This is a genomic window from Pedobacter sp. AK017, from assembly GCF_014200825.1.
In the GTDB taxonomy this organism is placed as follows: Bacteria; Bacteroidota; Bacteroidia; order Sphingobacteriales; family Sphingobacteriaceae; genus Pedobacter; species Pedobacter heparinus.
This window is the reverse complement of the sequence record NZ_JACHCW010000004.1, coordinates 241,240-262,484: the sequence shown is the minus strand read 5'-3', so window position 1 is coordinate 262,484 and position 21,245 is coordinate 241,240. Positions and strand designations below refer to the sequence as shown.

Genomic DNA, 21,245 nt, shown 5'->3' with positions numbered 1-21,245 from the left:
CAGGTATAAATATTATAGTACGTTTATGGTATAAGTTTTTCCTTTTTCTGTTTCAAAATCAATCACATAGCTCTTTTTCAGGTCCAGTACCTGCAGCTTGGCATTTTCACTTTTATGGTATTCAGGTTTTTCGGGCAATACATTCAGCAGGTTTGGGTTTGGCCCCTTTGCCGGTCTGGCAACCACAGCACTTACCTTTACCGGCACAGTGGTCCTGAGCCTGCAGTTTCCACCGCTTCCTGAATAGATCAGCGCCTTGCTCAGTTTGCCCTCGGCCCAGCTTATGTCTACCCTGAAATTACCACGGGCTTTGATGCCTTTGATACTTCCTTTTTCCCAGTCATCCGGCAAAGCAGGCAGTAAACTCAGTTCATCGGTATTGCTTTGCAATAACATTTCAGTCATGCCCGCAGTGGCCCCAAAGTTACCATCAATCTGGAAAGGCGGATGGGCATCAAAAAGGTTCGGATAAGTTCCGCCCCCACTCATCTGCACATTTGTAAGCTGTGCCATGCTGGCACTGGGCCCTTTTTGTGGTTCTGTTGTTTTGGCCGGGTCAATCAACGTTAAACCTGCTTTCAATATCTTTAAAGCATGGTTCCCATCCTGTAACCTGGCCCACCAGTTAATTTTCCAGGCCATAGACCATCCGGTGCTCAGGTCGCCACGGTGCAGCAGCGATTGTTTTGCCGCAGCAGCCAGTTCAGGTGTATGGTATACCGTGATCTGGTTACCCGGATAAAGGGCAAATAAATGCGATAAATGCCTGTGGCTGTCCTTAGGATCATCCACATCATTGAACCATTCCTGTAATTGTCCGTAACGGCCTATATTAAACGGATAGAGTTTTGCTTTGGCTTTTTCCAGCTCAACCCGGAAATCAGCATCCATATCCAATATTTTTGAGGCTGCGATACAATCTGTAAACAGCTCCTTAATGATGCCCATATCCATGGTTGTGGCTTTACTTACTTCATACTCCTTGCCCTCAATTTTAAATATATTTTCCGGAGAGGTAGACGGATTGGTGACCAGATACTCAGTTTTATCATCTTTAACCAGCCATTTCAGCATAAACTCAGCAGCACCTTTCATCAAAGGATAGCCCTTTTCTTTCAGAAACTGTTTGTCGCCCGTAAACAGGTAATGATCATACAGGTGTGTAGTTAGCCAGGCCCCGCCCATAGGCCAGGCCGACCAGCGTGGCGCGCCTTTAGGGTCCCAGTCGTAGCCCCCTGTTGGAGAACTCTTGGCCCAGATATCGGTATTGTGGTGTACCACCCAGCCCTGTCTGATGTCATAATTAATTTTCGCAGTTTTAGCCCCGTTCACAGCCATACGGCCTATAAAATCAAACAATGGCTGGTGCAGTTCCGACAAATTGGTCTGTTCTGCAAGCCAGTAATTCATCTGGGTATTTGCATTTACGGTATAATTGCTCCCCCAGGGTGGCTGTACATGATCGTTCCAGATCCCCTGTAAATTGGTAGCCTGCGATCCCGGTCTGGAACTGGCGATCATCAGGTAACGGCCAAACTGGTAATACAAAACCTGCAGGCCCTGGTCGTTTCCCATGGCCCCCTGCCTGGATAACCTTACATTGGTTGGCAGCCCCTCCAGTTCTGCATTGCTGCCCAAACTAAATGAAACCCGGTCAAACAAAGCCTTATAATCTGCAACATGCGCAGTTTTAATTGTACTGTATGGCTTAGGATAAACTTTTTTCAGGATACCTGCAGCTTCAGTTGCCGGATTTTTACCCTCCAGCCCGGGCGATTTATTGTAGCCGTTAAAACTGGTGGCCCCACTTAAATAAATGGTTACCGCATTGGCTTTGCTTACCAGGATCTCCGTTCCTTTTGCTGTTGTTGTACCCCCTTCTGCCTTAATCCGCACATCCACCTCAAAGGTCATCCCTTCCTTATCATCATACACAACCTGTGCCGCTTCGGTAGCCCGGTGTGCCACGTGTTTAGGCGCTTTGCCTTTCAACACCAGCAAATCCGGCCCAACAGCCCTTGCTGTATATTTCAGTTTACTGCTTATGCTGGTGCTAAAATTAAGCGCATTTTTTTGATCTGTCGTGATGCGGATCACCACGGCCTTATCCGGATAACTGATCAGGCTTTCCCTTTTATAGGTAATGCCCCCAACGGTATAGGTCACTGTACTTATGGCATTGTCAATGTCCAGTTCACGGTGATAAGCGGTAGGTATAGAATCCTTCAGGTTAAAATCCAGAAAAAGATCGGCCATGGTTAAATAACGTGCCGAGTAAGGCCCCTGCAAATTCTTTTTCCAGAGCGCCGCCGCCCGGGCATAATCTCCTTCAAAAACTGCCTGTCTTACCAGGGGCAGGTTGGCAGGTCCTTTAGGGTTATTCCCGGCTTCGGGGCTTCCCGACCATAAGGTATTGTCGTTTAGCTGGAAACGTTCTTTATTTACCCTTCCAAAAACCATGGCCCCGGTTTTGCCATTTCCCAGCGGAAGGGCTTCTTCCCAAACCTTTGCCGGCTGGGTATACCATAATTTTAATGCTGTTCCCTTTTGCTCCTGCGCTATGGCATCCGATGATATGCAAAAGATGGCCAGAACAGGCAATATACTGTATCTTCTCATATCAGTTCAATTTAAAAATATAGGCTTTACCGGCCTCAGTTTTAAGGTCATAATCTGTTGAAGCCTTAACCCCAGCAAGGTTTAGCTTTGCCAATGGCGAAATTAAAGGACTTTTAACCTCAGGTACTTCATAAAAAGGATTTGGATTTTCTCCTTTTGCAACTGAAAGGCCGGTCGTATCCGCTTTCATATCGGTATTGATCCGTAACCTGCAATTGCCGCCAAGCCTCGAAAGCACTTTTAAATGGGTAATTACCTTGTCCTTCCAGGCAATGTCTACCACATAACCACCCCGGGCCACCAGCCCTTTAACTTCTCCAGAAGGCCATTGATCTGGTAGTGCAGGCAAAATATGTATAGCGCCATCATGCGATTGCAGCAGCATTTCAGCAATCCCCGCTGTACAGCCAAAGTTACCATCTATCTGAAATGGCGGATGGGCATCAAACATATTCGGATAGGTACCACCACCTTTTGTATTTACACTGTCAACACGCCCCCCAACCAGTTTCAGCTGATCGGTAATCAGTTTATAGGCATGGTTCCCATCCAGAAAACGGGCCCAGAAATTCACTTTCCAGCCCATAGACCAGCCCGTTGCCGGGTCGCCTCTATACATCAGGGATGTTCTTGCCGCATCAAAAAGTTCCGGTGTCCTTGTCGGGGAAATCTGGTTACTCGGGTATAAACCATATAAATGGGATACATGGCGATGTTTATCGTCTGTCCGGTCAGAATCGTGCATCCATTCCTGCAGCTGACTGTGTTTACCGATCTGCATGGGTGCCAAACGGCCCAATGCTGTCTTCAGCAAGCCCCGAAATTCTGCATCCATGCCCAGCAGCTCTGCAGCTTTACCGGTCCTGGTAAACAGATCAAACAACAGCTGGTTGTCCATCGTTGTTCCTGCAGCAATAGAAACACGTTTGCCCGGAACATAGGTATTTTCGGGCGAATTGGAAGGACTTACCACCAGCCATTTATGGGTAGGTTCTTCCTGTAACACATCCAGGTAAAACTCGCTTGCCCCCTTCAGTACCGGGTAATATTCTTTTAAAAACTGTTTATCGCCCGTAAACATATAATGGTCCCACAAATGCTGGCTCAGCCAATTACCGCCCATCGGCCATAAACCTGCATAAGGCCGGTCAACCGGCCCTGTAATGCGCCATAAATCGGTATTGTGGTGCGTTACCCAGCCTTTTGCCCCATACATCAGCTTAGCAGTTTCCCGCCCGGTAACCGACAGGTCTTTCAGCATCTTAAACAAGGGGTCGTGCAGTTCCGACAAATTGGTAACCTCTGCCGGCCAGTAATTCATCTCGGTATTGATGTTTATCGTGTATTTACTGTCCCATGGGGCCAGCATCTTATCATTCCAGATGCCCTGTAAGGTAGGGGGCTGATTTCCAGGCTGTGAGCTCGAGATCAGCAGGTACCTGCCAAACTGAAAATACAATGCAGTCAGATGCGGGTCATTGCTGCGTGCAAATGCCGCAATCCGCTCGTCGGTTGGTTTATTTACCGCATCGGTTATGCCAATATCAAACTTTACACGGTTAAAGTACTGCTGGTAAAACTTAATGTGTGCGGCCAGTGCCTCAGCATAGTTCTTCTTTACAGCCCGGTCTAAAAACGAGGCCGCTTTTAAACCTGCATCAGCACTCACATCATGGTAGTTTTTAAAATTAGTGGCAATAGAAACATATACTGTCGCCGAATTGGCTGCCTTCACTATCCAGGCATTGTTCTGCAGCGATGCTTTTCCACCTTCGGCCACAACTTTTACCTGCGATGCAAACCTGATCTTCCCCTGCTCGCCTTCATGGTCGGCAGTTAAACCCGAGAGCAGCAACCTATCCTTTTCCATTCGCAAACCACCCTTCTGCTCTGTATCCATCAGGGCACGGAAAGTTATTTTACCCGGTTTATCTGCTGTTAAACGCACTATAAGTACCTGATCTGTAAATGACGAGAAGATTTCCCGCTTATAGCGTACACCACCGGCCTCATAAGTTACCGTAGCTAGCGCTTTTTCTATGTTCAGGTCCCGGTAATAGTTACGGGCTTTTTCTGTACCCTCAAACTCCAGGAAAAGGTTGCCAACCGGCTGATAAATCATGCCACTGTTCTTTTTAGGGAACATCTCCACATCAGCCAGGGCCTGTGCCTCTTCAAACTTCCCTTCAAAGATCAATTTCCTGAGCGCCGGGATTGCCGCACCCGATGCAGCAGTCACATTGCTGTTGGGGCCGCCAGACCATACCGTTTCTTCGTTCAGCTGCAGTTGTTCTTTAGCCGGATTGCCAAAAACCATGGCACCAAGCCGGCCATTACCTATCGGTAAAGCTTCATTCCAGTTGGCAGCCGGACGATCGTACCAGAGTTTCAGTGTCCCATCTGTTTTTTTTGCCTGCCCAAAAGCAAGGGAAGCAACTGCCAGCAATACAAATACCAGGTGTTTTTTGATCATCATCATTTAAGTTCTACAAATGCAGAAGGTATGCCATCTGCCTTAACGCTTGCTACACTTTTGCCTTTATTCAGGTTTACGCTGATCACAGCCCGGCCATTGTACAACTGAACTTTACGTGAGCCATCAGCAGTACCCTGATCGTCAATCAGTTTACCATCTCCGGTTAAACCAAAAGTTACATAATCACGGGCATCTAAACACAATATATTGTTTTTGTCCAGCAGTTTAACCTGTATCACAGCAATGTTATCCTTTTCAGAAACGTGCTCAGAAACCTTTTCCAGCACCAGCTTTGCCGGCTTATCCCATTTCGCGGTCTGATATTCCTGTACCAGTTCGTCCGTAATGGTCTTGCCCTCTTTTGTAGTGGCCACTACTTTAATCTCGTTTTTACCCTCCTTGTACTTCACCATCCATTTTAAACCGGCCGCAGGATAGTTCTGACTGTTCCTTTTCTTTTTGCCCATGCTTTTGCCGTTCATAAAAAGCTCGGCCTCGGCACAGTTAGAATATACTTTAACCATTTTCTGCTCTCCGGCATCCCCCCACCTTACCGGCCAGGAATGACCGTAAATATGTACCATTGGTGCTTTGGTCCAATACGACTGGAATACATAATAAGCTTCTTTTTTACTGAAGTCGCGCTCAATAACCCCTTTCTGGTTCATATAAGGAACCGGGTTGTCCGGGCGCACCGGTGTAGAAAAATCTTTAAATGGCCAGTAAGCCGCCCCCGTTAACCAGGGCATGTTTTCCTGCTCTTTTAAATGCCAGTCAATCAGGTTAACGATATAACTTTCGCTCCAGTCGCCATCCTTTGAAACCCTGGCACTCCCTCCAAACAAAGAAGCATCACCGGCCCGTTCATCTGCCCCTACTCCTGTCTGCACTAAACTCAGGGCCTTATCCGGACTTTCCGAATGCCTGCCGGCATGGCTGTCGCCACCCCATTCCACATGCAAAAAGTGGTCTACCCTGTCAAATTCCTTTTTAGAGGCTTCCTTATATTCCGTGTAAATACCACGGTACCAGCCTGCCCAGATAGAGGGCGAGTATACATCTACTATGTCTTTACAGAAATCACACCTTCTGATGGCCGTTTTACGTGAAGGATCCAGTTTATGCGCCAGATCGTTCAGTTCTTTCATAAATGTCCTGATTTTCTGCTCATCAAACTCATTAAAATCACCCGGCCAGTCGTTCTCGTTCCCCAATCCCCATATCATCACTGCCGCATGGTTATAATGCTGCTCTATCATATTGGTCAGCATCCTGCGCGCCTGGTCTTTATAAGTATCGCCACCAAGTCCGCCACGGCACCATGGAATCTCTTCCCATACCAAAATACCCAGACTGTCGCATAAATCCAGTACAATCCTCGACTGCTGATAATGGCCCAGGCGGATAAAATTCACGCCCATATCCTTCATCATCCGCATCTCTTCGGTGATCATCTCTTCTGTCATGGCCGCCGCTACGCCCGCATGGTCTTCATGCCGGTGTGTCCCCCTTAACAACAGGCGTTTGCCGTTCAGCATAAATGGCCCCTTTTTCACAAACTCAAAATTCCTGAAACCAATCTTTTCCCGCTGTATATCGGTATCCCCTTTAGCGGTAATGCTGGTTTCAACCGTGTATAGTTGCGGCGATTCGGGCGACCATAGTTTCGGGTTTTTCAGGCTGGTTTCCCACAGGGCTTTATCGCCGTGAAAAGCCTTGATCTGGTTTTGCCAGCTGGCTACAACCTTTCCCTCCGGATCTTTAACTTCTATTTTTACGGAAACTGTATCCACACCATCAGGATTGAGCAGCCTGCCGGATATGCTCAGCTTTCCCAAAACCCCTTTTGCATCCACACTTGCAGCTGCAAAGATCTTATCTACAGAAACCTTCGGTACATAAACCAGGTTCAGGTACCGGTATAAACCACCATATACATTAAAGTCAGACAGGTCCGAAGGGATCATCTCCAGGTCACGCGAATTATCGCACCTGATGGACAAGGGCACCTTGCCTTTAAACTGTGTTTGAAAAACGGCTGTTTTTTTAAATTCCTTTACAGCATCCGTAATGTCGGCCGTCCATTCGTCATAGCCCCCAACATGCTCTGCAACCTTTTTATCGTAAATATAAACCTGCGTCTTTTGTCCCGCTCCCTCAAAATGCAGCAATGTCCTGCCATCTGTATAGGGGTTTTTCAGCTCCAGCTGCGTACGGTACCAGCCCGGGCCCTGGTAATAGTTTACATCCGGATCTACCGCATCCAATGCATTAAAGCAATGGGGCAAACTTACCTTCTGCCATAGCGGAACACTTTCAGGATTACCTTCCTTAACCGGTCTTACCGCTTCCCATATCCCGCCCAGGTCTCCTTTTAAATATTCCCAGTTGTTGATCAATCTTTGCCTGTTCTGCGCAAAAACGTACTGACTGCATATCAGCAGTCCTAAAAAAAATACCAGCTTAACTCTCTTCACTTTCTCTGTTAATGTAAATAAAAATATATTTGGTTTGCGCAGCGTTTTGACAGATGCTAAATTGGTCATTAGCCTCCTATTATTGTTTCACCCTTTTAGCTTATTCATCAACTATTTTGGCATAACAATCCCGGGCCAACTGCTGTCAGCTGCTAAAAAAGACAATTATTTGATTAGGCGCAGGCGCTAACGAACTCTTTCTGGTAGCATAACGGGCTCTTGCCGGTGATCTTTTTAAAGCACTTATGGAAACTGGCAAAATTGTTAAAACCACTGTTGTAACACACCTGTTTCAGGTTTAGGCTATGCTCTATCAGCAACTTACAGGCCTGCCCTACTTTAACCTCTATTAAGAACTGCGAATAGGTTTTACGTGTCCGTGATTTAAAATAACGGCAAAAAGAATTGGGACTGATCCTGGCAACTTCAGCAATCTCTTCCAGGTAGATCTTATTTTTGAAATTGGCGTAAGTATAGTCGTAAATGTCGTTTATCCTGTCTTTCTCAATCATTTCCAGGTCGTAATGAAAACCTACAGAAGAAAGCACTTCAAGCTGGCTCGATCTGGCAATTTCTACCAGCGCCTGCATCAAAATAATGATCCTTTCTGTGCCCTCGGCTTTCAACATCCGGGTAATTAATTCTGCCACAACAGCCTTGTTTTTACCCGTTACCTTTACGCCTCTTTTGGCTTTTTCTAAAATATCTTTGAGCAGCTTATTTTCAGGAAGGTTTAAAAAGCATTCGCCAAACAGGTTCTCACTAAAATGGGCTACCCTTATATCGGCTGCCGCCGGTTTGGTATCGGTTGTAAAATAGGCATCATCAAACCTCCAGTAATGTGGCAGGTTGGCCCCCAGTAAAACAATGTCACCAGATTTAAAACGTTTAATGCTGTCGCCGATAAATTGTGTACCGTCGCCTTTATTAAAATAGATCAATTCAATTTCCTGGTGATAGTGCCATTTATTATTAACAGAAGGCTCCAGATCTTGCCTTACACTAAAGGATTGTGCAGGCTCCATAGATACTTTAAGTAGTTGTGCTTTCATAATCAATATTTGGTTTAGTTAAATTGGTTTTTTAGCTGACCAAATACAATGAGACAGATTTTGCCCGGAACTCCTTTAGCTTACAGGTTAAAGACATGCGGCATGCCCGTTAACATTATATTTGGTAAGGCTAATTTATACCGGAATTAAATGGAACAGGGGTTAAAATCTTAAAGGAATAGGGGGAAATTCTTAAATAATACGCTTAAACAGGCCCATATTTAAATCTTTAACCTGATGCCCCTTTTTTCCATCTGCCTTACCAGCAGGATGATCAGGAATGAGATGATAAAGGAACGCAAAACTCCGATGATCCCGGTATTGATCAGGTCCGGATACCAGAAACCAGCGAGCTCAAAAAAGGCATATAAAAAATAAGGGATCAGATAGCAGGTCAGCGTACTTGTACCGGCAGCGTCTATGCTGCTGAACCATCCCTTTTTACCTTTCAGTTCAACCACAAAGATCATTAGCGCAAAGGCCAGTAAACTGATGCCGGCACATATGGCCACCCAAGCAGGTGTAGCATTGATTTTAGAGATTCCCTCTGTAAAAGGCCTTACCAACAGGCCTAAAATAATCAGTAAAACCCCCGCAGCTGAAAATACAGCGAGCAAACGACCACTCAGTGCATTTCTCCAGTTCACATACAGCAGCGAAGCCAGCACGCCAAACATAATGAGTGCCTCGTTGGAAGCATCGCCAACAATCCATATTTCAAAAGGCATTAAACCGGCATGTGAAAGCAGGTTAATGCCAAAAAACAGGACCAGTGCAGTACCCAGCCAAAATGCCTTTCCCTTGCTTAGCAAATAAACAAAGGCGCAAACCAGGTAGGCCCAGCCAATAATGCCCAATATGCCCCACCAGGAAGGCCGCATCCAGTGCAGGTTGCCGGGCTTCCCTCCTTTATACAAACAGGCCAGCAGTACCAGCAATACAATTCCCAGCGCCACCAGCAAGTTCTTTTTACGCAGGGGCCATTGCTTGGGATAATCCATCCAGATCAGGAAAAAACTGAAGGTGGTCAGGATTGTCCAAACCGGACGGGGCAGCAATGCCGCCTCGCTGTACGCACCAGAATTGACGTGAAAAAAGCCCATTACAATAAGTGCGACCGATCTTAAAACAATATAAAGGGAAATGGACAAAAAAGACTTCCCCTTGTTCATCCTGCTTTGCAGCGCAAATGGAAGTGAAAGCCCTACAATAAATAAAAATGCCGGAAATATCGTATCTGCAAAACCCATCCCATCTACATCTGCTTCCACATGATCTACCCAATGTGGCAGGTATTTCACACTCCCCACATCATTTACAAAAATCATCAGGAACATGGTCAGTGCCCTTAACACATCAACCGCCTGGAATCTGATGCCGGGTTTAAGCTCCATAGGCTATTTTTATTTTACTGGTTCCAATATAACTGATTTTAACTTAAATAACTCAATTCCATTTTGCAAAGGCCGGATGCTGATCTGGTAATCAGCAGCTTTACTGAAAGTAGTGGTGGCTATCACATGTTTAATAAAAGGCAAAGGTGCCTTTTTATCAAAATCTGAGGTCCTCAATGTACGGAACAGAAACTCCTGGCCATTTACCTTCATGCTACCCTCCTGTTTGGCACTTTCGGGCGCACAGGAATATTCCAGTGCTATTTTATAAACCCCGGGTTCGGTAACACGAATGGAAAAGTCAGCTTCGTCATTGTTGCTTTTGATATCTGTTACGCAAACAGTATGCTTCCAGTCGCCATAATAATGGCTATAGGTTAAACTCTGGATCTTCGCATTCCCCTTCAGTCTGGCATAAGTGGCCCCCACTATATTTTCGGGGTACTGACTGGAAACCGTAACGGGCACCTTCAGGTCATAATCGTCAATTTTACCCGAATATTCTACCACAACCACCGTATTTGCAGCATCTGCCTCAAAAACAGGCAAATCTATCCATATATCTTTACCTGTATTTTTCCAGTTCAGTTGTTGCTGGCTAACAAGGTTATACACTTTTGCAACTTTACCTTTAAAATCTGGTATCAACAGTTTCCCATCCAAAGGCCTGTGCATGACATGTAAGTACTGCTTACCTGGTTTAGAGGTACTTACCCCCCAGGGCTGTGCCGGGATCAGGCCATAGGTACTGCCGTAAATACTTTCTCCGTTTTTATCCAGCCATTTACCCGTTTCCTTTAAAAACTTTACCGAATATTCGGGAATATTGCCTTCCCCGTCGGGCCCTACGTTCAGCATCAGGTTACCACCTTTTGAAGCTACATTGGCCAGCAGCCTGATAATTTCTGCAGGGGTTTTAAAATTCATATCATGTTTGATATAGCCCCATGAATCGTTGTGTGTATAAATAGATTCCCAGGCCCCTTTTATCGGCGTGTCTGGCACTTCCGAATCGCCAAAATCCCTGTAATCGCCCAGACCATGGCCAACGCGACTGCTAAACAGGCTTTTTGGCTGCAATACCCTTAAGTCATTTACAAAGTTCAGGGTCTGTTCTTTGGTCATCCCCCCGGGGGTATCAAACCATACAATTCCCAAAGGGCCATAATTGCCAAGCAGCTCTTTTAACTGGGGTATGGCTTTTTCCCTGTAATATTTCTGGTAATCTTTTTTCGTCTCGTCAAAATCCCAGCTGTTTTTTCCACCATTTGGCTCATACCAATCCTGGAACTGTGAATAGTAAAACCCAAACTGAATGCCCCTTTTCCTGGTAGCTTCGGCTAAGGCTTTCATCGGGTCTTTTTTATATGGTGTTGCATCCACAATGTCAAAATCGCTCACCTTAGTATCAAACATAGAGAAACCTTCATGGTGTTTGGCAGTAATTACCATGTATTTGATCCCTGCATCTTTAGCCAGCTGCGCCCATTCATCCGCATTAAACTTAATGGGATTAAAAGTTTTGGCTACTTCTTTGTACTCAGCAACCGGTATTCTGGCCTGGCTCATGATCCACTCCCCACTGCCATAATAGCGTTTGCCTTTCCACTCACCGGCAAATTTTGCATACAGCCCCCAGTGGATAAACATGCCAAACTTTGCTTCCTTAAACCATTTTAAATTGGGGTTTGCTTTACCGGATACACTGCTGTCCCACATTTCATCCATGGTTTGGGCATGAATGGAAAGGGTGCAGGCAAAAAAAAGTACAATTGTAAGAAAATAATTAGTCGTTCGCATGGTTGAAGATAAGGGCTTTATCTTTTGATAAATTCTGCGGTTTTAGCTATTTACTCAAGCATATTAGCCTGGTTTTAATTTCGTAATATCCATTTATGGCGCATTTAAGGCTCCTGTATATACACTATTGGCTGCCGCTTTGTTATCAATAGAAACAAAAGAAATATAGGTTTCCATATACTGATTGGCATAAACCGGATCAATTGGCATTACAGCTGTACCCCAATATCTTTTTGCAGTACCCATTATGTAAACTGCCTTTTTTAATGATGGAAAATAAACCAGCAATAGGGTTAAGTCTTCCCGTTCGGGCCATTCCATTGCAATAGCCGCATTCCAGGTAAAATTCAAACCTTCCGTAATTTGCTCAACAGCAGCATTTTGTGCAGGCAGCAAATTGCCTGCTGCAACCAACACTTTACTGTAATTGATGGCTATATTGGGATAATTGCCCTTAAGTGCATGCTTTTTATTAAACGATACTGCTAAATTGTGCGGATACATACCGGCCTTTGCCGCATTAACCCCAAAACCAATATTAATGAACTCTGTTATTGGTTTTAAAAACTCAATTATCAGCGCCATTTTCATTCTGTTGGCCAGCTGGTTTACCGTAGGCGGTTTATTGGTTTTCCCTATTATTCTCAACACCTCTTTACCCATTAACTTATAGGCCACTGTACCGCCAATTTTGCCAGTATAACCTTCAAACTGTCTGTTATTTAAAATTCCCATGGTATTAATTATTAGCATATAAAAAGGGTGCCCGCAGGCACCCTTAAATCATCAAAGCACCAGAAACTCGCCTACATAAACGCTGCTTCCGGCAACCTTACCATCGGCACTGGTAAAACCAATGTAAGCATGAACCTCTTCCCCGCTAAAATTACCCGGCAATAGCAGGTTAAAAAGCAGGGCCGATCTTGCTGCCGCATTTTGCAAGGTTACAAACTTGTCCAATGCAGGGCAATAAACCATTACAGTAGCCATGTCTGTAGGCTTGTTGTACTTAGTTGGGGTACCAGCCAGCCAAACGTAATCAAGCCTTGCTGCAACAGTAATGTTCACCTCGGCCCTGTAAGCCTCGCCAACCTTACCCCTGCTAAACATTACCTTAGGATAATCCATAGTAAAGTTTGGTGAAACACCAGTAACCGCGTTTTTAAGGTGGTAAGATACTGCAGCATTCATGTCCGATTCTTCTTCCGGATGCACCAGAAAGCCAGCATCAATCAGATCGCCAATACGGCTAAGCCAGCTGGTAACCAGGCCAAACCTGTTTCGCTGGGCCAGCTGAAGTGCTGATGGGGGTTTGTTAGACTTTGCTGGCCGCATAGAAAATACATTTTTGCCTTTCCTTCTGCGGCCAACGTTGTTGCCCGTCCTACCAATCAGATCATAGTACGGACCACCAGTTAAATGTCCCATAAAACATAAATTTACTTTGTAAAAACTGTTTTTCCCCAGCCTTTATGCATTCACCGATTCATTTCGGGCCTGCAGCATGAAGATGCCTAATTAAAGGCGATTGCATTTAAATCCTATAGGCAATAAATGTCAATATCTCAAAATTGGTAAAGGTATTCAGCAGCTCTTCCCTTGTACCCTTCCATTTAAAAACTGTATGGCAGCACTCCTTTTCCATTTCATCTATGCTCAATTCGGCCTTACTATGGTTCAGGGCAATTTCCAGTACGCGTTTTCGGTTCCGGGGGCTGGCAATCTTAAGCAGGTACTGCAGCTCTGCCCTGCCCTTTTTTAAATCATAGCCATATCCGTTCAGTTCATACACCAGATCAAAGGCATTTTCAATTGTAGTGATCCTGTATAATCCCTGATTTGACCTGAACACCAGGCCTGCCCTGTTATCACGCTTCGGATGTATTCCTATATACAAAAAATTGCACATCATTACATTTGGTTGGTTCATTAACCAAAATTATGACGCTACTAAACCGATTAAAAGTTTATATGGGACAATCGGCACTGTCATCTGACAGTATTTCTAGCTGTCATTTGACGGTGTATCTTTGTTATTGCTATGATTTGCCCCTAAACAAGGTAGATTCGCCGGTCCCTAAAAAAGCAGCCCTGTCTTCATTGGTTAACCTAAAACAAAACTCCGGAAACATTTTTTCAAACATAGCAGGTCTTTTGCTCTTATCCTTATATCCCAATATCTCCATCTGTTTTAACCTATGTGCATCTTTATGTATTAAAACATGGTTAGTAAGCTTTTCAGCAACAGGGTATTTATTATAAATCTCTTCCATGCAATCAATGCTTATGCTTACCAGTTCAGCATCTTCAATCAGCTGAATATAATACTTGGTATTTTTAAGCCTTTTTCTGAACATTTCATACAATACAATAATTTCATTTTCTATCCATATATGAAGTATATGATAGCTTCCGTCGGCATATACAATGTAAAGCTTGGCCATTCCTTTCCTTAAAAAAACGGCATCCGTATGGTTAATATCCAGATCAAGCAGCATATGGGCTTTGGGTTTATAATTTGGCCTTAGCATTCTGATCAGGTCTTGTTCCATAGGGTCAGAGATCATTTCCATCAACCTTAACCGATCAATTACATCGGTTTTCCATAACAAGGCTGTAGCTTCATCAATAATTTTGATTGTGTTTCTGCTCATAAACAGACAGTTAATTTAGGGCATCGAATACCAATCAACATGCTGGTCAGATCAGTGCAAAAACACTAAAAATGATTCACGAGGCGTTAATTATATTCGGTTATTCAATAAGTTAGTTAATCTAAAATTACAAAATATTTCCTAATTAACCAATTTTTGCTTCAGTAGTTTATTAAACACGGTTCTATCATATTCAAACTGGCCCTTAATTTTATCTGTGATTACTGGATTAAGAATGCTACAAGCAATAATTATGTAGTAATAATAGGATCATTTAATTGTGCATCAACAATACATCGAAGCTCTTCTTCATCAGGTAAATATAACTGATATTTGCTTACAAATAACTGTGAAGAAATATTATGTGTAGCATATTTGATCGACATCTCATGCTTGTCCTTTGCCAGTACAATTCCTATTGGAGGGCTGTCTCCCTCAGTATTTTCTTCAATTTCGAAATACCCGAGATACATATTCATTTGACCAATATCCTGGTACCCTGCTTCTTCTTTTTTTAAATCAATCAATACAAAACATTTAAGGATTCTATGATAAAATACCAGATCTACATAATAATGTCTGTTCCCTAAACTTATGCGGTATTGTCGGCCAATAAATGCGAAACCTTTGCCCAGCTCCAAAAGGAATTGCTGCAGATTATCAATAATACGCTGTTCTAATTCTGTTTCTGTATAGTGATGGGATTCCGGAATTTTTAAGAAATCCAAAACATAGGAATCCCGGACGATATCTTCTGGACGAAAAGCTCTTTTTTCTTGTTCTATTGATTTTAACATTGCTTGCTTATCTTTCGACGTGGCCAGACGAAGATATAAAGACGCACTTTTTTGGCGCTTTAATTCACGTATGCTCCAGTTTTCCTGAATACTTTTCTTTTCGTAGAACTGTCGTTCTAAAGGGTTGCCAATGCTTAATAATTCAACATAATGCGACCATCCCAATTTACCAGACACTGTCTGGTAAATTGGGTAGTATGTATACAATAGTCTCATATAGTTTAAATTGGAACGACTAAAGCCCTTCCCATGCTTAATAGAAAGATCCTTAGCAAGCGTTTCAATTAACTTGTTTCCATAGGTAGCCCTATCTGCTCCTTTTAACTCGAACGCTACAATATGCTGCCCAATTTTCCAATACGTCTCTACCAATGTAGAGTTTACTGCCTGTAGTGCCTTTTTCTGCCCGGATTTATAAGTTTCAGAAATTTGAGATATAAGCCCTGAATAAGTTTGATTCGAATATGCTAATTTCATCTAATAAATTCTATAACCGTTTTCTCTGACCCTTACTTTTCATTCAAATCTGGCAAACAATACATTTATTTCTTCTGCTTTCATCATTTATACATTTTTCTAATAAAACTTATATCTGTTTCAACCCCATACATCCACATAAAAACCTTGGCAGTTTCATCTGATGTGCCTGGCCCTTCCCTTCGGGCTGAGTTCTGGCTTGCTTAACATTTGCTAAACACCTGCTTAAAGGTTGCTTCAGTTCAGCGTCTGCCAACCCTTAACCAACCCTTTACGAAATGTTTACCAAGCCTTAGCCAATCCAAAAGGCATACCGAACACATACCTTTTCTACACTTTGCTAAAATTGAGCAGCATTGCTCATATTTCCATAATATACATTTGGCTCATTAACAATAAATGAATCATCCAACTCGGCAAAATAAGTTAAAAACTGTACCGGCGTTAATATTGGAATGTTCTCATAAGGATTCAAAATTAATAAATCCTTATCACCGGAGACGATACAGGCAACATCCGCAGCAACAGCAAGACCAAGAAATTTATCATCATCTGGATCCTTACAAATCGTAACTTGTTTTTTTACGTCAACAAACTCTGTTCTGTTTTTTAACATTAGGATATAAAACTCCCGTTTTTCTATTGTTAAGTAGCTATTAAACTTTGGACGAATAAAACGGGTTGAGAATTCATACCATGTTTCAACAGAACTTACAATAGTACCATTTTTTAATGCCAGGTCAAATGCTTTAAAACTCACAGATCCAGGAATCAGATGTGCACTAATCAATGCATTTGTATCAAATACAAAATACCTAGCCTCTAACATCTTCTTTGAGTAATTCATCTAATATATCCTGGGTTAGGCCATTTTTAACTGCCTCATTCTGGCATTCTTTTATAGATTCAAGATATTTAGGAAGAGTCGCAAGATTTTTTTTATAGCGTTCCCATGCCTCATTTTCATCCGGACGGGCATAGCCAATCGGATACTTCAGCTCCCTGGAAACGATTTTGGTTACCTTATCCCGTAAACTCTGGCCACATATTTTCCAGTTTTCGGCGATTACATTATCCACTTCAAGTACAATGCGTTTCATAACATTCAGTTTTAAATAATAAGTTAAATCAAACTTAATAATAAAACTTTAGATAACAAAATTATTCTATGGATTAATTAATAAATCTATATAGTAAAATATTGTAAGATAAATCATCATTTTGATGATTTAATCAGAAATCTGGTTCAATCATGGCTTATCCTTATCCGGCTTTCTGCAACTCCAGTTTCTCCCCTGCCTTGGTACCAAAAGCAAAAGTTTTACCGGTAAGTATTTCTGCCTTCCGGCCGTTACGGAACAATTGAACGGACTTGCCTGGCCATGGGTTGCGGATGGTACAAGTACGACCGGCTTCACTCCGCATTTTCACAAACAGTATTTCTCCTTTTTCCTGCTTACTGCTCACTAAAAACGCACCATAAGCACGCAACTGGTCGAAACTGGCATCTTTATTCTTGTTCCAGTTCGGAAAAATGCGGATCACCTGCTCATAGCTTTGCAGCAGCATTTCATTTATGGTAAGGGGCACTGCGGCCAGGGTTTCTGTACCACCGCCTTCGGCAGTGATCCAGAGATTGGGTAGCGACTGCACAGTAATCCGGTCCTTTAACTGCTTTAATATTTCATCCGCATCATAACCCACCCTTACTGCGGCAGGAAAACAGGTTTCTATGCCATTGCCCAGGGTATTGGCCCATTCGCCCGGAGCTTTCATCCTTTCTTTCCAGCGGCTTACATCATTTAATAACACCTGGTTAAAGGCCGAGTCGGTTTCAGGGCCGCAAACCCCTCCGGGAAGGATGAGGCCATGGATAGAAACCCTGGCCAGTCCATTGATGCCGCTATGCCAAGGCGAAGGGCTTTTTTCTACGCTCTTTAAACTCAGTTTTCCGTTTACTTCCCCTACTGTAAAATCACTAAGGTGCTTTACAATGTGCTGCCATTTTTCTAACCTGCCGGCATCAGCATTTAAAAAAGTACTGAGGTCGACAACCCCTTTAAACAGCATTTTTACAAGGCCAAGGGACAATGTCGAGTTAAAATCGCCCAGCATATTGCGCCAAACCCCTTTGTTGCGCAGGTTGGGCATCACCTCGCCATAATGGTCATTATAGATCACATAACGGCCATTCTCAAATTTCAGGTAATCTTCCCAGAAATTGGCACATTCCAATACATAAGGATAAATTTTGAGGGCGTAGGCCCTATCGTAGGTACTGTAAAAGCGCATCAGCATATTGCCCACACTAAAAACAGCATTGATTTTTTGCCCAAGGAATTTATAGCCGCCATCGATGGTATTTTCGCGGGTGGCATAGCGTTTTTCCATTTCATCGGGTGTAAGTGGCCACCGGGTGGTAACCAGGCCTTTTGGGCCTATCCCTACGGGATAATAAATGCCTTTCATACCCAGCAAGGCTTTGGCATGTGCCTTTCCTTTTTCCATATAATCCAGCAGGGGCTGGTCAAAATTATCGGTCTGGTCTATGTAATTGGAAGAATAGGCGGCCCAGTAGGGCGCCTGGTAATTGTAGTTTAAATGATAATCGCCACCCCAGGCCGAAGAATCGCGGGTAACAAAGGGCCCCCAGATGCCCGGGGCAAATTTATTGCCGCGGGATGTTGCCCCAAAGAGGTATTGAGAGGCGTAATAATATTTTTCTATAAATAGATCGCCAATGCGGACATTTGAGCGCCCCCAGAAATCTTTCCACCAGGCTTCGTGTTGTTCCCTGAGCTGTACCAGTGTACTTTGGGTAGTTGCCAGGGCTGTTGTAATGGCCTTTTGTTTCCAGCCAGGATTATCCTGGTTGGTGTATATCGTAACCACCAATGTTACCTTTTGATTGGGTTTTAAGGTTATACTCCCATCATTTTGCTGTTCGGCCCCCAATACTTTTAAGGCCATGGCCACATGGCATGGCCATTCCAGCAAGGGCGTATTCTGGAAAGAGCGGGTTACCCAGTGTATCCCCTGCGTTGTACCAGAGGTATTTACCGAGGTATTGCCTTTTGTGGCCTTTAATAATGCTTTTAGCGTACAGGCCTTAGTGGCCGTAAAGCTGGCCACAACGGTATTGGCAGTAGCCGATACCCAGGCGTCCATAATAACCTTGAGGTCGTTTTTGGTAAATTCCCCTTTAATGAAAGCTTTGTCCTGCACCTGCTCTGCATAATAATCAGCACCCTTAAGGGCGCTGATGTTCAGTTCCAACCATCCCGGCAGGGCAATGCCCCCGCCAGGATAAACCGGATAGGCACGCCAGAAATCGTTTTTGCCCAGGTAAAAGCATAAATTATCCGGGTTACCCCCCAGGGTTAAACCAATATCTCCGTTTCCTGCCAGTGGCCCATCGGGTGTTTTGGCAGTGGGTACCTTTTGGGGCGCTGCAGTAAAAACAGCTTTATATCGCCCGGCGTAAATTTCCTGGGCATTGCCCGGCCTGCTGCCACATAGCAGCAGGATTACCGTTAACTGGAGCAGAGATCTGGTGGTCATACGCGCGTTTATTTAGGTCATTTTTATTTTAAGATTTGAGCGGAGCGGCTAAGGTTGTTTGGTAAACCTGGCTATAAAGCCACCACCCCCTTCCAGGTTAAGGAGTATCCTGTCCTTTTTACTGTTTACCCCCGTTGTTACTTTTAAACTTGCAGGTTCATTTTTCACATCACGTACTTCCATGCTTTCGAATGTCCCTTCGCCCAAAAACGACAGGGATATGTCCAGTGTCAGTGTTTTTGTACCATTGATGACAGCCAGAAACCAGGTATTGCCTTTTCTGCGTGCGTATGCTGCTGCTTCGCCTATGGCCGAACCGGGCAATACGATCGTTTCATCCCATACCGATGGGATGCTTTTGATCATGGCTACCGCAGGGTTGCTGAGCAGGTGTTGCGGACTGGCGGCATAGGTAAGCAATGGCGCACTAAAGATAGCTGCTGTAGCAATCTGGTGTGTCCAGCTGGTATTTTTCCGGCGTTCACCGAAATGCACCGGTGTATATTCGGCATGGCCTGCAACAAAACGGGTAAAAGGCAAGGTTACATTGTGTCCTGCCCTATCGGCCAGCTTACTGGCTTCCATACCTTTAACCGCTTCGCGGGTCAGTTCATTTGGCCAGCTGCGCTCTTGTCCGGTGGGTTTATTGGCACCATGAAAGTCGACCAGTAATTGCAGTTCTGCGGTTTCTTTCAGGATGTCCTGATACAGGTCTACCACATCTTTGGCTTCATGATCAAAGAAATCGAGCTTTAAACCGCCAATTCCCAGATCGTGGCAGCGTTTAAAAAAGGCATGTCTTGCGCGTTCGTCCCAAAGGTTTTTGGAATGTTCCCAAAGCCAGATCTCTACCCCTTTTTTACGGGAGTAACTGACCAGGTCTTTGAGCTCGTCATCGCTCCATTTGCGCCAGAAACCTTCCAGGATATTGTGCTTAAAGCCCAGTTCGGCTGCCATTCTGGAAAACTCTTTCATATTGGCTACGGTACTTTCGCCCCCATCGTCCAGGTATTTCCATACGGCAGGGCCCGGTTTTATCCATTCGGTTTTAATGCCCTGAGGAAACAGGTTTTTATCGGGCGGGGGACAAAGGTTATGCACCATATCATTGTTTACCAGGGCATTCAGGTCCCGGGCAATCATTACCACCCGCCATGGGGTACTGATGGTTCCGCTTATGGCTGCAGGTTTGGACAGCCTTAATGTATCTTCGGGACTGTAGCGCAATTTATAGGGATAAGACGTTGGCTGGTGTTGCGGCAGCCTGAGCAGCATTCCTCTTTTCCCATCTGTTTGCAGGGCCATGCCCCCATAGTTTTTAAGGTCGGCCTCGGTAATGGCCAGGTATGTTTTGCTGCCGGGCAATTGAAATGTTACGGATGGTGCTGCCCATTCGCCAACTTTAACCGTATCCAGGCCTTTCTTTTCATATACTCCTTCATAATGCATGTTAAGATCATGGTACCAGGCTGTTGTACCTGCAGGTAAGGTAAATACCGTAGCTTCATCGGCAATCCGTTTAACATTTTCCTTTCCGGGTACAATGAAGCGGAAGGCTGCACCATCGTTAAAAACACGGACATCTAAAATATAGTTTAAACTGCCTTTTGTGAGGGCTATTTTTGCTCCATTGTAATGGTTCCGGACAATTGAATGTGCCCCATACCAGGGATAGGTTTCATCCTGACGGTAAGTTTCGCCTTTGCCTAGGGTAACACCATCGGTAATCACTGTACCATCAACCGACATGCTGAGGGCTGAAGAGGAGATTACCTTATCTTTATTGCTGCTGATAAAGTAGTTCAGTTTATTGTTTTGTACAGAAAGCGCAAATGTTATTTTCTGATCGGGGCTTTGGACACTCGTACCCGCTGTTTGCGAAAAGGCTTTCGCCGCTACCAATAGCAGCAGCGAAAGCAACAGGTTAATTTTAGCCAT

The 21,245-nt window shown here is 44.2% G+C and carries 15 protein-coding genes; all 15 read right to left on the bottom strand.

Annotated elements, in window-relative coordinates:
• Window positions 1-12: 12 nt before the first annotated feature.
• The 15 genes from HDC92_RS07615 to HDC92_RS07545 all read right to left on the bottom strand — a co-directional run bounded on the left by HDC92_RS07615 (window position 13) and on the right by HDC92_RS07545 (window position 21,245).
• Window positions 13-2,619, bottom strand: coding sequence for a glycosyl hydrolase family 95 catalytic domain-containing protein (locus HDC92_RS07615; protein ID WP_183873495.1), 2,607 nt, complete (start codon window positions 2,617-2,619; stop codon window positions 13-15).
• A 1-nt stretch (window position 2,620) separates the two neighbouring features.
• A complete protein-coding gene (locus tag HDC92_RS07610; protein WP_183873493.1) occupies window positions 2,621-5,098 on the bottom strand; it encodes a glycosyl hydrolase family 95 catalytic domain-containing protein in 2,478 nt (825 codons plus the stop codon).
• Window positions 5,095-7,641, bottom strand: coding sequence for a glycoside hydrolase family 2 TIM barrel-domain containing protein (locus HDC92_RS07605; protein ID WP_221270930.1), 2,547 nt, complete (start codon window positions 7,639-7,641; stop codon window positions 5,095-5,097). The genes HDC92_RS07610 and HDC92_RS07605 overlap by 4 nt, the downstream gene beginning before the upstream one ends.
• A gap of 104 nt (window positions 7,642-7,745) precedes the next feature.
• On the bottom strand, window positions 7,746-8,624 hold the full coding sequence (locus HDC92_RS07600) for an AraC family transcriptional regulator (protein WP_015808513.1): 879 nt from the start codon (window positions 8,622-8,624) through the stop codon (window positions 7,746-7,748).
• A 221-nt stretch (window positions 8,625-8,845) separates the two neighbouring features.
• On the bottom strand, window positions 8,846-10,018 hold the full coding sequence (locus HDC92_RS07595; protein WP_183873491.1) for a DUF5009 domain-containing protein: 1,173 nt from the start codon (window positions 10,016-10,018) through the stop codon (window positions 8,846-8,848).
• 9 nt (window positions 10,019-10,027) lie between these two features.
• On the bottom strand, window positions 10,028-11,818 hold the full coding sequence (locus tag HDC92_RS07590; protein ID WP_183873489.1) for an alpha-L-fucosidase: 1,791 nt from the start codon (window positions 11,816-11,818) through the stop codon (window positions 10,028-10,030).
• Between the two features lie 93 nt (window positions 11,819-11,911).
• Window positions 11,912-12,553, bottom strand: a complete 642-nt coding sequence (locus HDC92_RS07585; protein ID WP_183873487.1) for a DUF6266 family protein — start codon at window positions 12,551-12,553, stop codon at window positions 11,912-11,914.
• A gap of 51 nt (window positions 12,554-12,604) precedes the next feature.
• Window positions 12,605-13,246: a DUF6266 family protein gene (locus HDC92_RS07580; protein WP_183873485.1), complete on the bottom strand. Its 642-nt coding sequence runs from the start codon at window positions 13,244-13,246 to the stop codon at window positions 12,605-12,607.
• Between the two features lie 106 nt (window positions 13,247-13,352).
• Window positions 13,353-13,748 carry a hypothetical protein gene (locus tag HDC92_RS07575; RefSeq protein WP_183873483.1) on the bottom strand — a complete coding sequence of 132 codons (396 nt, stop codon included), beginning with the start codon at window positions 13,746-13,748 and terminating at the stop codon, window positions 13,353-13,355.
• A gap of 109 nt (window positions 13,749-13,857) precedes the next feature.
• Window positions 13,858-14,472, bottom strand: a complete 615-nt coding sequence (locus HDC92_RS07570; protein WP_183873481.1) for a Crp/Fnr family transcriptional regulator — start codon at window positions 14,470-14,472, stop codon at window positions 13,858-13,860.
• Between the two features lie 251 nt (window positions 14,473-14,723).
• Window positions 14,724-15,746 (bottom strand): YhcG family protein, encoded by a 1,023-nt coding sequence (locus HDC92_RS07565; protein WP_183873479.1) that lies wholly within the window; start codon window positions 15,744-15,746, stop codon window positions 14,724-14,726.
• Window positions 15,747-16,086: 340 nt separating this feature from the next.
• Window positions 16,087-16,575, bottom strand: coding sequence for a putative toxin-antitoxin system toxin component, PIN family (locus HDC92_RS07560; RefSeq protein WP_015808517.1), 489 nt, complete (start codon window positions 16,573-16,575; stop codon window positions 16,087-16,089).
• Entirely contained in the window at window positions 16,562-16,846 is a 285-nt protein-coding gene (locus HDC92_RS07555) for a hypothetical protein (protein WP_183873477.1), read from the bottom strand. The genes HDC92_RS07560 and HDC92_RS07555 overlap by 14 nt, the downstream gene beginning before the upstream one ends.
• Before the next feature lie 163 nt (window positions 16,847-17,009).
• Window positions 17,010-19,307, bottom strand: a complete 2,298-nt coding sequence (locus HDC92_RS07550; protein WP_183873475.1) for a glycosyl hydrolase family 95 catalytic domain-containing protein — start codon at window positions 19,305-19,307, stop codon at window positions 17,010-17,012.
• 48 nt (window positions 19,308-19,355) lie between these two features.
• Window positions 19,356-21,245 (bottom strand): glycoside hydrolase family 97 protein, encoded by a 1,890-nt coding sequence (locus HDC92_RS07545; protein ID WP_183873473.1) that lies wholly within the window; start codon window positions 21,243-21,245, stop codon window positions 19,356-19,358.

What these genes read in the sequence shown, in the direction of transcription:
- HDC92_RS07615 (WP_183873495.1), bottom strand. Translation starts at nt 2,619, where the DNA reads ATGAGAAGATACAGTATATTGCCTGTTCTGGCCATCTTTTGCATATCA.
- HDC92_RS07610 (WP_183873493.1), bottom strand. Translation starts at nt 5,098, where the DNA reads ATGATGATGATCAAAAAACACCTGGTATTTGTATTGCTGGCAGTTGCT.
- HDC92_RS07605 (WP_221270930.1), bottom strand. Translation starts at nt 7,641, where the DNA reads ATGACCAATTTAGCATCTGTCAAAACGCTGCGCAAACCAAATATATTT.
- HDC92_RS07600 (WP_015808513.1), bottom strand. Translation starts at nt 8,624, where the DNA reads ATGAAAGCACAACTACTTAAAGTATCTATGGAGCCTGCACAATCCTTT.
- HDC92_RS07595 (WP_183873491.1), bottom strand. Translation starts at nt 10,018, where the DNA reads ATGGAGCTTAAACCCGGCATCAGATTCCAGGCGGTTGATGTGTTAAGG.
- HDC92_RS07590 (WP_183873489.1), bottom strand. Translation starts at nt 11,818, where the DNA reads ATGCGAACGACTAATTATTTTCTTACAATTGTACTTTTTTTTGCCTGC.
- HDC92_RS07585 (WP_183873487.1), bottom strand. Translation starts at nt 12,553, where the DNA reads ATGGGAATTTTAAATAACAGACAGTTTGAAGGTTATACTGGCAAAATT.
- HDC92_RS07580 (WP_183873485.1), bottom strand. Translation starts at nt 13,246, where the DNA reads ATGGGACATTTAACTGGTGGTCCGTACTATGATCTGATTGGTAGGACG.
- HDC92_RS07575 (WP_183873483.1), bottom strand. Translation starts at nt 13,748, where the DNA reads ATGAACCAACCAAATGTAATGATGTGCAATTTTTTGTATATAGGAATA.
- HDC92_RS07570 (WP_183873481.1), bottom strand. Translation starts at nt 14,472, where the DNA reads ATGAGCAGAAACACAATCAAAATTATTGATGAAGCTACAGCCTTGTTA.
- HDC92_RS07565 (WP_183873479.1), bottom strand. Translation starts at nt 15,746, where the DNA reads ATGAAATTAGCATATTCGAATCAAACTTATTCAGGGCTTATATCTCAA.
- HDC92_RS07560 (WP_015808517.1), bottom strand. Translation starts at nt 16,575, where the DNA reads ATGTTAGAGGCTAGGTATTTTGTATTTGATACAAATGCATTGATTAGT.
- HDC92_RS07555 (WP_183873477.1), bottom strand. Translation starts at nt 16,846, where the DNA reads ATGAAACGCATTGTACTTGAAGTGGATAATGTAATCGCCGAAAACTGG.
- HDC92_RS07550 (WP_183873475.1), bottom strand. Translation starts at nt 19,307, where the DNA reads ATGACCACCAGATCTCTGCTCCAGTTAACGGTAATCCTGCTGCTATGT.
- HDC92_RS07545 (WP_183873473.1), bottom strand. Translation starts at nt 21,245, where the DNA reads ATGGCTAAAATTAACCTGTTGCTTTCGCTGCTGCTATTGGTAGCGGCG.